The sequence below is a fragment of the Burkholderia sp. AU45274 genome (assembly GCF_030482505.1).
Taxonomy (GTDB): domain Bacteria; phylum Pseudomonadota; class Gammaproteobacteria; order Burkholderiales; family Burkholderiaceae; genus Burkholderia.
The window spans coordinates 12,633-27,443 of sequence record NZ_JAUJQE010000012.1; the positions used below are offsets into that span (position 1 = coordinate 12,633).

General features: G+C 67.3%; 14 protein-coding genes. 2 read left to right on the forward strand and 12 right to left on the reverse strand.

Annotated elements, in window-relative coordinates:
- Positions 1 to 374 precede the first annotated feature (374 nt).
- Entirely contained in the window at positions 375 to 1,601 is a 1,227-nt protein-coding gene (locus QZM35_RS31250; RefSeq protein WP_089426508.1) for an ATP-grasp domain-containing protein, read from the forward strand.
- A complete protein-coding gene (locus tag QZM35_RS31255) occupies positions 1,598 to 2,767 on the forward strand; it encodes an MFS transporter (RefSeq protein WP_301777438.1) in 1,170 nt (389 codons plus the stop codon). The genes QZM35_RS31250 and QZM35_RS31255 overlap by 4 nt, the downstream gene beginning before the upstream one ends.
- 94 nt (positions 2,768 to 2,861) lie before the next feature.
- On the opposite strand, the gene flgL is transcribed toward QZM35_RS31255, so the two are convergent.
- The 12 genes from flgL to flgB all read right to left on the reverse strand — a co-directional run bounded on the left by flgL (position 2,862) and on the right by flgB (position 14,805).
- On the reverse strand, positions 2,862 to 4,103 hold the full coding sequence (gene flgL / locus QZM35_RS31260) for a flagellar hook-associated protein FlgL (RefSeq protein ID WP_089426510.1): 1,242 nt from the start codon (positions 4,101 to 4,103) through the stop codon (positions 2,862 to 2,864).
- Between the two features lie 22 nt (positions 4,104 to 4,125).
- On the reverse strand, positions 4,126 to 6,108 hold the full coding sequence (gene flgK, locus QZM35_RS31265) for a flagellar hook-associated protein FlgK (protein ID WP_089426511.1): 1,983 nt from the start codon (positions 6,106 to 6,108) through the stop codon (positions 4,126 to 4,128).
- A 197-nt stretch (positions 6,109 to 6,305) separates the two neighbouring features.
- Positions 6,306 to 7,061: a flagellar brake protein gene (locus QZM35_RS31270; RefSeq protein ID WP_089431814.1), complete on the reverse strand. Its 756-nt coding sequence runs from the start codon at positions 7,059 to 7,061 to the stop codon at positions 6,306 to 6,308.
- Between the two features lie 220 nt (positions 7,062 to 7,281).
- Positions 7,282 to 8,265, reverse strand: coding sequence for a flagellar assembly peptidoglycan hydrolase FlgJ (gene flgJ, locus QZM35_RS31275; protein WP_089431815.1), 984 nt, complete (start codon positions 8,263 to 8,265; stop codon positions 7,282 to 7,284).
- Positions 8,266 to 9,444 carry a flagellar basal body P-ring protein FlgI gene (locus QZM35_RS31280; RefSeq protein WP_089426671.1) on the reverse strand — a complete coding sequence of 393 codons (1,179 nt, stop codon included), beginning with the start codon at positions 9,442 to 9,444 and terminating at the stop codon, positions 8,266 to 8,268.
- 5 nt (positions 9,445 to 9,449) lie between these two features.
- Positions 9,450 to 10,142, reverse strand: a complete 693-nt coding sequence (flgH, locus tag QZM35_RS31285; protein ID WP_069249068.1) for a flagellar basal body L-ring protein FlgH — start codon at positions 10,140 to 10,142, stop codon at positions 9,450 to 9,452.
- 20 nt (positions 10,143 to 10,162) lie between these two features.
- A complete protein-coding gene (gene flgG, locus QZM35_RS31290; protein ID WP_089426514.1) occupies positions 10,163 to 10,951 on the reverse strand; it encodes a flagellar basal-body rod protein FlgG in 789 nt (262 codons plus the stop codon).
- Positions 10,952 to 10,985: 34 nt separating this feature from the next.
- Complete coding sequence (flgF, locus tag QZM35_RS31295) at positions 10,986 to 11,744, reverse strand: flagellar basal-body rod protein FlgF (RefSeq protein WP_089426515.1); 759 nt, start codon at positions 11,742 to 11,744, stop codon at positions 10,986 to 10,988.
- A gap of 19 nt (positions 11,745 to 11,763) precedes the next feature.
- Positions 11,764 to 13,005: a flagellar hook protein FlgE gene (gene flgE / locus QZM35_RS31300; protein ID WP_089426516.1), complete on the reverse strand. Its 1,242-nt coding sequence runs from the start codon at positions 13,003 to 13,005 to the stop codon at positions 11,764 to 11,766.
- A 33-nt stretch (positions 13,006 to 13,038) separates the two neighbouring features.
- Positions 13,039 to 13,788: a flagellar hook assembly protein FlgD gene (locus tag QZM35_RS31305; RefSeq protein ID WP_089431817.1), complete on the reverse strand. Its 750-nt coding sequence runs from the start codon at positions 13,786 to 13,788 to the stop codon at positions 13,039 to 13,041.
- Positions 13,789 to 13,850: 62 nt separating this feature from the next.
- Positions 13,851 to 14,276, reverse strand: coding sequence for a flagellar basal body rod protein FlgC (gene flgC, locus QZM35_RS31310; protein WP_011353470.1), 426 nt, complete (start codon positions 14,274 to 14,276; stop codon positions 13,851 to 13,853).
- A gap of 40 nt (positions 14,277 to 14,316) precedes the next feature.
- Positions 14,317 to 14,805, reverse strand: a complete 489-nt coding sequence (gene flgB, locus QZM35_RS31315; protein WP_301777439.1) for a flagellar basal body rod protein FlgB — start codon at positions 14,803 to 14,805, stop codon at positions 14,317 to 14,319.
- Positions 14,806 to 14,811: the final 6 nt, after the last annotated feature.

Sequence of the window (14,811 nt, forward strand, 5' to 3'; positions counted from 1 at the left end):
GGAGGATGCGCCGGTCTGGAATCTGGCGCGAGTTTACGGAGCGGAAATGGGGCTGGCAAGCGGCGGACGCGCATGCGGCTGCCGAACGGCAGCCATGCAGATTCGAACTCGTCCAATTCACGGCCGGGGCCGCCCACCCTAAAGTAGCTGGACTGCCCCGCTGCGAGCGTGGCGGCACGGATCCATCGAGTTCAAACAGTAGTTCAACACGAGAAAGCCTGCATCAGCGCGTGCAGTCCGCTTATTCCGGAACAGCGGAGAGCGGACGCATCCGAATGCCAATAAAAACTGGAGAGACAGGAACGCCTGACCGCCGGTAATCCAGAGCGTGCGTGAACGGCAAAGGGCGCGCGCGCCACGAGAGGAGCAAACCCATGAAGGTTCTCATCATCGAGCCGTGCTTCTTCGGCCTCGGTTACATTCAGGCGGCCCGTGCGCTAGGCCTGGAATGCTGGGCGGTAACCAGCGACGCGACGCATCCGGATCAGTACAACTATCGCGATCAGGTGCGTGGTGTGCTGGTGTGCCCGGTAAACGACGCGCAAGCCGTCAAGCACGCGCTGGACGAAGCAGACCTGCTGCCGACCATCGCAGCCGTGGTCGCCGGCAATCAGTTCGTCACCGTGACAGCCGCGAAACTGGTCGCCTTGCTGGGACTGCGCGGCGTCCCCGCGCTCGCGGCCGAATGCGGCGTCCACAAGGATCTCGCAAGGCACGCGTATCGGCAGGCGGGGGCGCCGTCGCTCGACTACGCACTGGTCGCGACCCTGGACGACGCGCAAGCCGCGGCAGCCCGAATCGGTTACCCGCTCGTGATCAAGCCGACCAGCAGCGCGTCGAGCAAGGGGGTCACGCTGCTGCAAGACGAGAGCGCGCTCGAACCTGCATATCGGCAGTTGCAGCAAACGGACTTCGGCATGTTCGGCCTGGCACGCCGTACGGAGTACCTGCTCGAGGCGTTCGCGGACGGTCGCGAGTTCAGCGTCGAGCTGGCGCTAGTCGACGGAACCGTTCGGTTTGCCGGCGTAACGGAGAAATGGGTGACGTCACCGCCGTCTTTTGTCGAGATCGGTCACGTATTCCCCGCGCGCCTGCCCGCGCGGCAACGCCAGGCACTGCTCGACGCGGCCCGCTCCGCGACGCAGGCGCTCGGCCTGGATACCGGCGTATTTCACATCGAGTTGCGCTGGACTTCGACTGGCCCGCGCATTATCGAGACCAACCCGCGCCCCGGCGGCGATCACATCACAACGCACCTGGTCCCGCTCGCGACCGGCATCGATCTGTTCAAGCTCCACCTGCGAGCGCTGCTGGGTGATGCCGAAACAACGCCCCCCGCTCGAAACGCGGCGGCGGCCGTGGGGTTCGTCGTTGCCCCGCGCGAAGGCGTGCTGGAAGCGCTCGACGGTTGGGACGACGTCACTCGGCGCGACTACGTCGTCCATTGCGGGCTGGAAAAGAAACCGGGGGACCGCATTCGTCCACCCGAAAGCTCCGCTGACCGGATCGCATTCGTTATCGTGACCGGTGACACGGCCGATATCGCGGCCGACCGGGTACAGGCGGTGCTGGGCGATGTCGTCGTCAGGATCGCGCGATGAATCGACCGCTGCTTACGCTGCTCGCCTTTCACGCGCTCGACAAGCTCCTGTTCTTCTCGATTGCGCCGAACCAACCCATTTCCGCCTGGCAGGCAGGCTGGCTGGATGATTCGGGGCTCGCGCTGTTCTTCGTGATCCAGATCTTCTGCTACCGGCTCTTCCCGTTACTGGGTGGATTCCTCGCGGACCGGTATTCGAAACGCTCGACGCTCGCCTTCGGCTCGCTGCTACAGGCGCTCGGGCTGGCGGCACTGTGTCAGGCCACCTCGTCGCAAGCGCTGTTCTTCGCGGGCGGACTGGTCGGAATCGGTGGAGGGCTCCTGAATCCGGTCATTTATTCGATGCTGAGCCAGGTATCAGGCCCGGCCGGCAGCCGCGCTTTTTCCACGCACTATTTGTTGATCAACGTCGGGGCGCTGGCCGGCCCGCTTGTCCTGTGGCCTGCTTTCGGCAACGCATGCCTGTGGCTCCTGCTCCCGGCTGGCGTCGCACTGGTGACCGTACTCGCGTCCTCGGCAGAATCGCGCGCGATACCGGCACCGCATCGATCCGCGTCCTGGTTCGCACCGCTGCACGACCCGATCTTCCTGAGGGTGTTCATCCTGTTCAGCGCGATCTGGGCGTGCTACACGATGATCTTTTCCAGCGCCCCCCTGATTGCAGCCGAACTCGGGTTACGCACGCAAGGCAACGTCTGGCTGGGCGTGAATTCGGCCACGGTCCTACTCGCTTACCTGTGGACGCTGCGCCGCCCGGCAAGGACCGGTATCTCCTGGCCCAGTGTGACGGCCGGACTCGCGCTGACCACCGTCGGCGTCGCGCTGGTGGGAGCGGCACCCGCCGGCTGGATGGTCGGCGCCGGCATAGTCGTGTTGAGCATCGGCGAACTCCTGTCGATCCCGGTGCTCTACCACCTGGTTTCCGAACACGCACCCGCGCATGCGCGCAGCCGCTACTTTGGCTTCATCTGGGTCGCAGGCGCGTTCGGGGAGGCCGGCGCGCAAGCGCTGCTTTGGGCGTGTCCGCAGCCGCGCGCCGTCTGCATCGTGGCGGCCGCGATGCTGGCGATCGCCACCGTGACGACAACGCGCAAGGTCAAGGTCCGTGCGGCCGAAATCAACGCCACTGAAAGTTGCGAGCTGTCGACGTCCCAGCGCGCGACCTGATACAGCAGCCGCCCGAGCAGACACTCGACCGGGCGGCGACCGACGCCGGCTGCGACGCAAGCGGGCGCTCACATCGCGGCCGGCGCGGCTGACATCAGGGGTTGATGTACTGGAACAGCGACAGGTTCTGCAACTGCGCGTACGCCTTCTGCGAGCCCGTCAGCGCGTTCTGCATCTGCAGGAACTGGCTGATCGTGGTCACCATGTTGGTGCTCGTCAGGTCGGACAGGTTGCTGGTGACCTGCAGCGACGCGGTCTGGTTGACGGCCTGCATCGCCTTGACTTCCTGCTCGCGGCCACCGACCGACGCCTGGATCGTCGTGACGTTGCGCATCGTGTTGCCCAGCTTGGTCGAGCCCGTCATCAGCGCGTTCTTCAGCGCCGCGCCCGCCACCGCGTTGCCCGTCACGGGCGTCTTCAGCGCCGCGATCATCGCGTCGAGCGTCGAGAACACGTCCGAACCACCGCTCGCCTGCGGCGCCGGCGCAACGGCAAACGTGTCGCCGGCGGCCGGCGTGCCCGACACCGCCACCGTCATTCCGCCGCCGAGCGAGATCGCCGAGCCCGACGAATAAGCCTGCGCCGGCGTGGTGGTGGGCGGGCTGACCGAGTTGTCGGTCACGGTGTAGGTCGGCGCAGCGGCCGTGCCGCCAAATTTGATCGAGAACTGATGGCCGTTCGTCGCGATCGACGGGTTCGTCACCGTGACCGCGCCGATCGTGCCGGTGCCCGTGTTGCCCGCGCCGGCCGACGGCACCGGCGAGCTGCCGATCGCCGGCACCGACATGAAGACGGCCGCGCCCGTGTCGCCCTGCGACACGGTGCTCGAATCGGCGATCTGCACCTGGCGCGTGCCGGTGTCGCCGACATAGGTGACGCTGCCGCTCGCCGTCGTCGAAAACGGCGCCGCCGAATTCTTCGTGCCGGCGAACAGGTAGTTGCCCGCGCCGTCGTTGGTATTCGCGAGCGTCATCAACTGGTCGCGGTAACCCTGCAGCTGCGTGGCGAGTGCCGAGCGGTCGCTGTCGGACATCGAACCGTCGCCGGCGCGCACGAGCAGCGACTGCGTGTTCGTCAGCACGGTGCTCACGTTCTGCAGCGTCTGGTCCTCGGCCTGCAGTGACGCGAGCGCCGCGTTCTGGTTGGTCGCGTACTGCGACAGCGTCGCCGACGTCATCGACAGCTGCACGGCCTGCGCCGCGCCGGCCGGATTGTCCGCCGCCGTCTGCAGGCTCACACCGCTCGAGATCTGCTGATACAGCTGCGCAAGCTGGGTCTGCTGATCGTTCATTTGTGAAACGTTCAGCTGGAAGAACTGGGCGCTGGAAATCCGCATCGCTTCTATCCTTCGAATCCGGTCAATTGAACAGGCCGAGCACGGTCTGGAACAGCGTCGCCGCCGTCTGGATCACCTTCGCGTTCGCCTGGTAGAACTGCTGGTACTGCATCAGGTTGGCCGCTTCCTCGTTCGTGTTCACGCCCGACACCGACTGCTGCGCCTGGGTGATCTGGCCGATCAGCCCGGTCTGCGCGGCGCTCGACGATTTCAGCTGGGTCGTCGTGTTGCCGATGCCGTTCACGTAGCTCGCATACGCGCCCGTGAGCGTCGTCGTGCCGTTGCCGAACGCCTTCGAGTTGACCAGCTTCGACAGCGCGAGCGCGTTGGAGCCGTCGCTGGTGCCGCCCGCATACGGCCCGATCGTGAACGAGTCGCCGGTCGCCGGTGCGCCGGACAGCGTGACGCTCACGCCGTTGAGTGCGCCCGCGGCCGTTCCCGACATCGTCATCGTCGCGCCGGCTGCCGGGTCGTACGGGACGGTGTCCGTCGGGTTGTTGATCGTGACCGACGTCGGCGGCGTGGTGCCGATCGTCACCGTGGTGCCGACCGGGAAACCCGTCAGCGTCTTCGCCGTCGCGTCATAGGTCAGCTTGGTCGTCGGCACTTGATAGCCCGCGGTGACGCCGCCCAGCGTGATCTTGCCCGTGCCGGTGTTGGTGCTCGCCGCCGACGTGACGGCCGGCGAGGCTGCCGCGATCGCCAACGCGCTCGTCGTGGCAAGGCCGAAGCCGTTCAGCGCGCCGCGCGTCGGCAGCACGGTGAACTTGTCACCGGCACTCATCGAGCCCGACGGGACCGAGAAATTCAGCCCGCCGAGCGAAACCGGCATCGGCCCCGCCTTCTGGTCGACCACCGCGCCGCTCGCGCGGTCGGTCAGCGTGTAGTTCGCGCCGTCGAAGGACAGCGTGTAGTCGCTCGTCGTCGGCTGCGACGCGTTCGCGAACGACACGGACAGCGACGCGTTGCCGGTATTGCCCTGGTTCGCGTACACGGTCGGCGACGGTGTCGAGAACAGGTTGCCGCCCTTGTTGCCCGACAGGTCGATGCCGAGCGCGTTCTGCGCGTTGACCTGCGCGGCGAAGCTGGTCGCGATCGCGCCGAGCTGGGCCTGGGCGGGGTCGAGCGTCTGGCTGCGGAACGCGAGCAGGCCGCCGAGCGTGCCGCCCGACAGCGACGAATCGGGCAACGGCTGGTTCGGCCCCTGCGGCTTCGCGCCGGCGATCCCCTGCGACACGACGGTCAGTTCGCTCGGATCCGACGGCGACGTGACGGCCGCCAGCTGGTAGCTCTTATCGGCGACGACGAGCGGTTGGCCACCCGACATGAACACGCTGTAACCGCTGTCGTTGCGCACGACCTGGATACCGGCCAGGCCCGACAGGTTCGACACCGCGAGGTCGCGCTGGTCCAGCAGCTGGTTCGGCGGCTGCCCCTGGCTGCTCGCCGCCGCGATCTGCTGGTTCAGCTGCGCGATCTGCGCGGTGTACGTGTTGATCTGCGACACGGTGCTGGTGAGCTGCGTGTTCACGCTCTGGCGCAGCGCGTCGTACTGCTGGCCGGCCGCGTTGAGCTGGTTGGCCAGCGTCTGCGCGTTGCTGATCGCGGTCTGCCGCACCGACGGGTCGGACGCGTTGTTCGCGACGTTCTGCAGCCCGGTGAAGTAGTTCGTGATCCCGGTCGAGACCCCCGCCGTCGGGCTGCCGATGTAATTGTTCAGTTGCGCGACGAGCGTGTACCACGTCGACAGCGCGCCGCCCTGCGTCTGCGCGGTGTTCAGCTGGTCGCTCAGGTACTGGCTGTACTGCCGCTGCACGGTGACGGTGTTCACGCCTTGCGGCATGTAACCGCTGCCCGAGTATTGGCTGCTCGCTTCCGCATACACGGGCCGCTGGACCGAATAGCCGGGCGTCGCCGCGTTGCTGATGTTGTTGCTGGTCGTCGTGAGGCCCCAGAGCGCGGCATTCAGGCCGCTGACGCCGAGGTTCATGAGTGTGTTGGACATGCGCGATCCTGATGAGCCGGCCGCGCGTCGCGGCCGCCGGGTTGCGTGACTCCCGGTATAACGGCCGCCGATCGAAAAAATTGAGGAAAAAATGCACGCGCGACGCGCACGTGCGCGTCGCCGGTTCAGGCGTGCGGCCGAGGGTGCCGCAAACGCCGTGCGGGCCGCCCCGGGCGGGGCCGGCCGCCGCTTGCGCGTCAGGCCCGCGCGAGCGAGCGGCGCTTCATCTCGAGCTGCGTGATCAGCCGCTGCAGCGTGTTCTCCGCGCTGCCCGGCAGCGACATGTAGCGGAAGCCGAGCTGGTAGCGCCGCGACCCGTTCGGCATCTGCGTCGAACGCTGCGACACGAGCTGCAGGTCGAGCGACAGCTTGCCGTGGCCGGTCAGCTCGAGCTCGACGTCGGGCAGCAGCGTGCCGACCTCGAGCGCCTCGACGCGTTCGTCGGCCGTGCGCAGCCCCACGCCGCCGAGCGACAGGTTATGCACCTCGAACAGGAAGCTTTCGCCGTCCGGCAGCTTGCCGCGGCACAGGAACGGATCGACGATCGGCGCATCGACGCGGAAATATTCGCGGCGCTGGATGCACATCAGGACGTCGGGGAAATCGGCGACGAACGCGGGCAGCCCCTCGTAGCGCGTCTCGCGCGGCGTGCCCGTGGAGAATTCGACGCGCACGCCCTCCGGCGCGGCCGCGAACGTACAGTGCGACGCGCCGAGGATGCTGGCGTTCTGCTCCGCCAGCGCACCCCAGTCGAACGTAAACGTCCGCGCGCCGACATCCACCTCGAGCAGGCGCGTGACGAGCTGGCCGCCCGGGTACTGGACGGTCAGGAAATCGCCGCGATTGACGAGGTTGCGCAGCTGCACGCCGATTTCCAGCGGATTGCGGCGGGCATAGTCGGGCCCGGAGTGGCCTGCATCCAGGCTGGGGTCCGTCGACGTTTCGATATTCATGGCTAGCCGGTCATTCTTGTCATGGGCGCCCGGGCAACCGGTGCGCAATAAAACCGGGCCAGAACGGGGGCCCGGTCGCAGGTCTCTCACACTTAGCGGCAGTGCTGACCGAAAGTTTAGATCGAATTGGGGATTTTTTTCGCGCAAACGTTGAAACCGCGCGCGGCGGGCTGCCGGGCGCGGTCCAGAGGGTGCAACAGGCGGGAGCCGACGGGGGCCGTCAGCCGATCTGCTGCATGATCGAGATCAGCTTTTTCGCGTAGTTCGGGTCGGTCGCGTAGCCGGCCTTCTGCATCCCGTGCGCGAAGCCTTCGACGCTGCGGCTCGCGCTCAGCACGCCCGAGTAGCGCGGGTTGTTCTTCAGCAGGTTCGCGTAATCGGTCATCGCGTGCTCGTACGAATCGTACGCGCGGAATTTCGCGACCACGCGGCGCGGCGTGCCGTTCACGTATTCCGTGGTCAGCGCCGACACCGTGCGGCCGGTCCAGCCCTTGGTCGCCTTGATGCCGAACACGTTGTAGCTCGTCGAGCCGTCGGTCGCGCGGATCTCGCGCTTGCCCCAGCCCGATTCGAGCGCGGCCTGGCCGACGATGAAGCGCGCCGGGATGCCGGTCGACGCGCTGGCCGCCTGCGCGGGGGCCGCGAGCCGGTCGACGAACGCGTCGGCGTCCTGCACGCCGCTCGCGCCCTTCAGCGGCGGCGTCAGCGCGCTGCCGGCCGAATAGCCGCGCGTGCCGGCGAGCCCGCCGTTGTTGGCCGAGTTCGCGTAGGCCTTCGCCATCGCGTTCATCGCGGCGAGGCCACCTTCGTTGCCGGACGCGCCGAAGCCGGCCGCGCCCAGCCCGGCCGCGCCGACGTCGGCCGCCGAATCGCTGCCCGCGCCCTGCCCCGCATTGCGCAGCAGCTGCTTCATCAGCGCGTCGGCCACGCCGATCCCGCGCGTCGACATCTGCTGCGCGAGCTGCTGGTCGAGCATCGACGTGTACATCTTCGACGTATGCGAATCGAACAGCCCGCCGTCGGGCGATGCGTCGCGCATGCTCTTGAGCATCATCTGCGTGAACATCGCGTCGAACTGGCCGGCGACCGCCTTCGCGCCGGCCCGCGGCGATTGCTTCGCCTGCTCGCGCAGGGCGTCGAAACCCTGCACGTCGAGCGCAAAGCGCTGCGTGAGGTCGTTCGCGTTCGGGAGACTGGCTGCCATTTAGATGATCTCCAGGTCGGCGCGCAGCGCGCCGGCGGCCTTCATCGCCTGCAGGATCGACATCAGGTCCGCGGGCGTCGCGCCGAGCGTGTTCAGCGCCTTCACGACGTCGGCGAGATTCGCACCGGCCGTCACCATTTTCAGCGCGCCGTTGTCCTGCTTCAGCTGGATCTGCGACTGCTGCGCCACCACCGTCTGCCCGTTCGAGAACGGCCCCGGCTGCGACACGACCGGCTGCGTGTTGACCACGACCGACAGGTTGCCGTGCGCGACTGCGCAGCTCTGCAGCGTGACCATCTGGTTCATCACGATCGAGCCGGTGCGCGCGTTCAGGATCACCTTCGCCGCGGCCTTGTCCGGGCTGACGTCGAGGTTCTGCAGCCGCGCCATGAACGCGACCTGCTGCGCCGAATCGGCCGGCGCGGCGAGCTGGATCGTGCGGCCGTCGAGCGCCGTCGCGGTGCCCGGGCCGAAGCTCGAGTTGACCGCGGACACGATCCGCTGCGCGGTGCCGTAGTCCATGTCGTTCAGTTGCAGCTGCAGCACGCCGTTCATCTGCGCGATCGCGTTCGGCACCGAACGCTCGACGATCGCGCCGCCGACGATCCGGCCGGCCGCGAGCTGGTTCACCTGCACGCGGCTGCCGTTCGCGCTGGCGCCGGCGCCGCCGACCGCCATGTTGCCCTGCGCGAGCGCGTAGACCTGGCCGTCCGCGCCTTTCAGCGGCGTCAGCAGCAGCGTGCCGCCGCGCAGGCTCTTCGCGTTGCCGAGCGACGACACGGTGACGTCGAGCGCCTCGCCCGGCCGCGCGAACGGCGGCAGCGTGGCGGTCACCATCACGGCCGCGACGTTCTTCAGCTGCATGTTGCTCAGCTGCGACGCGCCGCCGTTGGCCGACCCGTTGTTGATCGAGATGCCGAGGTTCGCGAGCATGTTCGCGAGCGTCTGCGTGGTGAACGGCGTCTGCATCGTCTGGTCGCCCGTGCCGTCGAGGCCGACGACGAGGCCATAGCCGATCAGCGGGTTGTCGCGCACGCCCTGGATCTGCGCGAGATCCTTCAGGCGCTCCGCGTGCGCGGGCGCCGCGCCGAATGCGCAGGCCATCGCCACGAGCGCGACGGCGAGCCGCGCGGCGGCATGCGCGCGGGCCGAGAGGCGGTCGAGAAGCGTCTTCTGCATCGTCATCACCACGGCGCGATGTTGAGGAAGAAACGCTGCAGCCAGCCCATCGTCTCGGCTTCGTTGATGTAGCCCTTCGACGAGTATTCGATCTTCGCGTCGGCGACCTGCGTCGAGTAGACGGAGTTCGCGCCCGAGATCGTGTTCGGGTTCACGACACCCGAGAAGCGCACGAATTCGTTGCCCTGGTTGATCAGCATCTGCTTCTCGCCGCTGACCACGAGGTTGCCGTTCGGCAGCACGTTGGTGACGGTCACCGTGATCGTGCCGTTGAACGTGTTCGCCGCGCTGGCGCCGCCGGTCGCCGCGAACTTGTTGTTGCCGGCCGCCGACAGGTTCGCCTTCGCGAACAGCCCGCCGAGGAAGCCGGCCGTCGGCACGTTGAAGTCGGTGTTGCCCTGCCGGTTCGTGTTCGCGCCCGACGACTTAGTCGCGTTGATGTTCTCCGCGATCATGATCGTCAGGATGTCGCCGACGTTGCGCGGACGCTGATCCTCGAAGAGCGGCCGCCCCGCGTAGCCGGGGTTGTAGATCGAGCCGGGCGCCTGCATCGACATCGGCGTCGGCGGCTGCGCCGTCATCGGCTGCTGGATGATCGGATCGCGCGGAATCTGCGCGCAACCGGCGGCGAACGCCGCCACCGCGACCGCGCATGCGGCGCGGACGGTGGCTGACGGGAGGAGGCGAACCTGCTTCATGGCGACGGCGGGTGTTCCGGTTAGCTCTTCATCTGCGTGACGGTCTGCAGCATCTGGTCGGACGTCGTCACGGCCTTGCTGTTGATCTCGTAGGCACGCTGCGTCTGGATCATGTTGACGAGCTCCTGCACGACGTTCACGTTCGACGCTTCGACGTAGTTCTGGTTGAGCGTGCCCGCGCCGTTCAGCCCCGGTTGCGATACGTTCGGCGCGCCCGACGACGTCGTCTCGGAGAACAGGTTCTCGCCGCGCGCCTCGAGGCCGGCCGGGTTGATGAAGGTCGCGACCTGCAGCGAGCCGATCTGCACCGAATTGGTCGAGCCCGCCTGCGTGACCGTCACGACGCCGTCCTTGCCGATGGTCAGCGACGTCGCGTTCTGCGGGATCGTGATCGCCGGCAGGACCTGGTAGCCGCTCGACGTGACGAGCTGGCCCTGCGCGTTGGTCTGGAACGCGCCGTCGCGTGTGTAGGCGTTCGTGCCGTCCGGCATCACCACCTGGAAGAAGCCGGCGCCGTTGATCGCGACGTCCTTCGCGTTGCCGGTCTGCGTGAGGCCGCCCTGCGTGTACCGGCGCTCGGTCGCGACCTGCTGCACGCCGGTGCCGAGCTGCAGGCCCGACGGCAATTCCGTCTGCTGCGTCGAGTTCGCGCCCGGCTGGCGGATGGTCTGGTACAGCAGATCCTCGAACACCGCGCGCGACGCCTTGAAGCCGTTCGTGCTGGTGTTCGCGAGGTTGTTCGAAATCACGTCCATCTGCGCTTGCTGCGCATTCATGCCGGTGGCGGCAATGTAGAGCGAACGGTTCACTTGTCAGTTCTCCTGCGTAGGCTGGCGCGGGCGCTCAGCTGAAATTGAGCAGCTGGTTCGCCGTCTGCTCGTTCTGGTCGGCCGTCTGGATCAGCTTCGACTGAAGCTGGAACGCGCGCGCGTTGTCGATCATCGCGACCATCGCGGTCACCGGGTTGACGTTGCTGCCTTCGAGCGAATTCGGCGTGACGACCACGTTCGGGTCGGCGTCGGCCGGATTGCCGTCGGCGGTGCGGAACAGCCCGTCGTTGCCGCGCGTGAGCGTGGCCGGGTCGGGGTTCACGAGCTTCATCTGGTCGACGATCGCGACCGCCGTCGGCGGGTCGCCCGGCATCAGCGCGGAAATCGTGCCGTCCTTGCCGATCGTCACTTCCGCGTTCGGCGGCACCGAAATCGGGCCGCCATTGCCGACCACCGGCAGGTTGCTCGCGTTGACGAGCTGGCCGTTCTCGTCGACGTGCAGGTTGCCGGCGCGCGTGTACGCCTCGCTGCCGTCGGCCGCCTGCACCGCCAGCCAGCCCGCGCCCTGCACGGCGACGTCGAGCGGGTTGCCGGTGCGCGTGATCGGACCGGGCGTGTAGTCGGCGCCGGGCGTCGACGCGAGCACGTAGGTGCGCGTCGTCGTCGGGTCGCTCGTGCTGCCGTCGCCGAAATTCATCGGCACCGCGCGATACGTCGCGAGCTGCGCGCGAAAGCCCGTCGTCGACGCGTTCGCGAGGTTGTTCGCGACCACCGCCTGCTGGTCGAGCGACTGCGACGCACCCGTCATCGCCGTGTAGATCAGTCGGTCCATGGCTGCCCGTTGTCCGCGCTTACAGGTTGATGATCGTCTGGTCGACGGCCTGCTGCGTCTTGATCGTCTGCGCGTTCGCCTGGTAGTTGCGCTGCGCGGTGATCAGGTTGACGAGCTGCGACGTGAGGTCGACGTTCGAGTTTTCCAGCGCGCTGCCCTGCAGCTTGCCGTGGTTCGTGCTGCCCGGCGCCGAGATCTGCGGCACGCCCGACGCGGAGCTTTCCGCGTACTGGTTGCCGCCGAGGCTCACCAGCCCGTTCGGGTTGTTGAAGTTCGCGAGCGCGATCTGGCCGAGCACGGCGGTCTGGCCGTTCGAGTAGTTGCCGGTCAGCTTGCCGTCGGCGCCGATCGTGTAGGTCGTCAGCGTGCCGCTCGCGTAGCCGTCCTGCGCGAGGTTGTTCACGCCGTTCTTGCCTCCGTACTGCGTCGTGCCGGTCAGGTCGAGCGTGAGGCTCTGCGGCGTCGCCGAGCCGTCGGTGTTCGGCACCGTGAACTGGAACTGGCCGACCGACGTGGTCGGCGCGGGCGGCGTGCCCGTGGTCGTGCTCTTGATCGCGCCCGACGCGTCGAACGTGACCGTGCCGAGATCCGACGTGGCGCCGCCCTGCACGCCCGCGTACGCTTCCCACGTGCCGGCCGCGGACTTCACGAAGTACATGTTGACCGCCTGCGAACCGCCGAGCGAGTCGTACACCTGGATCGACGTCGAGTAGTTGTAGGTCGTGTTGTCGGTCGCGCTGAACGGCGTCTTGGCCGGCACCGTGTCCTGCGAGTTCAGGTTGAACTGCGCGGCGATCTTGGTCGTCGCGGTCGGCGCGATGTTGGTCGTCGGCGCCTGCAGCGGCACGGTCTGCGCGGTGTTGATCACGCCACCCCCGTTGGCTGCGTAGCCCATCAGGTTACGGCCCTGCGAGTCGACGATGAAGCCGTTCTTGTCGCGCTGGAACGTGCCGTCGCGCGAGTAGGTCGTCACGCCGTTGTTCGACATCTGGAAGAAGCCGTTGCCGTTGATCGCGACGTCGAGCGACGAGCTCGTCGTGTTGATCGTGCCCTGGCCGAAGTTCTGCTGCACCGCGTTCAGCGACGTGCCGATACCGATCTGCGTGTTGGTCGACGTCGCGACCGAGTTCGCATACATGTCGGCGAACTGTGCGGTGCTCGACTTGAAGCCGACCGTGTTCGCGTTCGCGATGTTGTTGCCGATCACGTCGAGCGCGTTCGATGCACCCGCGAGGCCGCTCAGACCCTGTTGATAACCCATTTCGGTCTCCGTTTCGAGATTGCTCGATCAGTATCAGTTGGAGGTGGTGCCGCTGCCGGATGGCGACGACGCGGTGTTCGGGAAAATCGACGCGACCTGGGTCAGCCCCACGGTCGTGCCGTTCGACAGCACGAGCCCCGCCGTGCCGTCCGCCTGCTTGATCACGCTCTGCACGGTCGACGCCGCGAGCGTCGTGGCCGGCTGCGGCGTACCGTTGCTGTCGGTGTACGACGCGCTGACGGTGTACTTGCCGTCCGGCAGGGCGTTGCCCGCCGCGTCGGTCGGCGTCCAGTTGAACGGCACGGTGCCGGCCGACTGCGCGCCCGCGTTGATCGTGTTCACCACGGTGCCCGCCGCGTTCTTCACGGTGATCGTCAGGTTCGACACCGAATTCGCGAGCGACACGCCGAACGGCGACGCCGCGCCGCTCTTCACCGCGACCGCGTTGCCCGGCGCGAGCACGTTCGTGCCGATCAGCAGCGCGGCCTGCGTCTGCTGGCCGGCCGTGAGCTGCGAAGACAGCGACGTGAGCGACGTGTTCAACTGCGCGATGCCGCTCACCGTGTTGATCTGCGCGAGCTGCGACGTCATCTGCGAGCTGTCGACCGGGCTGGTCGGATCCTGGTTCTGCAGCTGCGTGACGAGCAGCTTCAGGAACGTCGCCTGCAGGTCGCTCGCCGACGTGCCGTTGGTCGACGACACTTTGTTGGTGTTCATCGTGTCGGTCGGCAGGTTCGACACGTTGGTGCCGTTGCTGCCGATCGTCGTGTTGGAGGAAGTCATCCTGGGTGGCCTTCTGTCGGAACTGTCGGAACTGTCGGGTCGGTAAGGTCGGTCGGCGCGGCTTACGAGCCGATCGTCAGCGTCTTGAGCATCAGCGTCTTCGCGGTGTTCAGCGTCTCGACGTTGGCCTGGTACGAGCGCGATGCCGAGATCATGTTCACCATCTCCTGCACCGGATCGACGTTCGGCATCTGCACGTAGCCGTTCGAATCGGCGGCCGGGTTCGACGGGTCGTAGGTCGACTTCATCGGCGACGGGTCGTCCATCACCTTCGTCACGCGCACGCCGCCCACGCCCTGGCCGGACGCGGTGCGCGCGCCGCCGATCGGGTCGGTCGCGAACACGACCTGCTTGGCCTTGTACGGCTTGCCGTCGGGGCCGGTCGCGCTGTCGGCGTTCGCGAGGTTCGACGCGGTGACGTTCAGGCGCTGCGACTGCGCGGACAGCGCCGAGCCGGCGACGCCGAAGATGTTCATCAACGAAGGCATGGAAGCTCCTTTTGCTCGGATTCGGCGGCGGTGCGCGCCATCACTGGTTCGACGTGATCGCGGCGATCATCGCCTTGATCTGCTGGGTCATCACGGTCATCCCGGTCTGGTAGTGCAGCGCGTTGTTCGCGAACTGCACGCGCTCGACGTCGAGATCGACCGTGTTGCCGTCGAGCGCCGGCTGCAGCGGCATCCGGTACTGCGCACGGCCGTAGTCGTCCGACGGGCCGCCCGTCGGGATCAGCTTCGCGGAGCCGGCCATGTGGCCCGCCGCCGTCGACACCATCGACATCCCGTTCGTCACGCCGGCCGGCTGCGCCATCGGCAGTTGCGCCGCGTTGCTCGGCGCGAGGCCGCCGCCCGCCTGCTTCAGCGAGCGTGCGAGCGTCGACGCGAAATCGACGTCGCGGGCCTGGTAGCCGGGCGTGTCGGAGTTCGCGATGTTCGACGACAGCAGTTCCTGCCGGTAGGCGCGCACGTCCAGCGCCTGTCGGCCGAACGCGAATTCCGCATCGAGTTTGTCCAGCATGTGTGC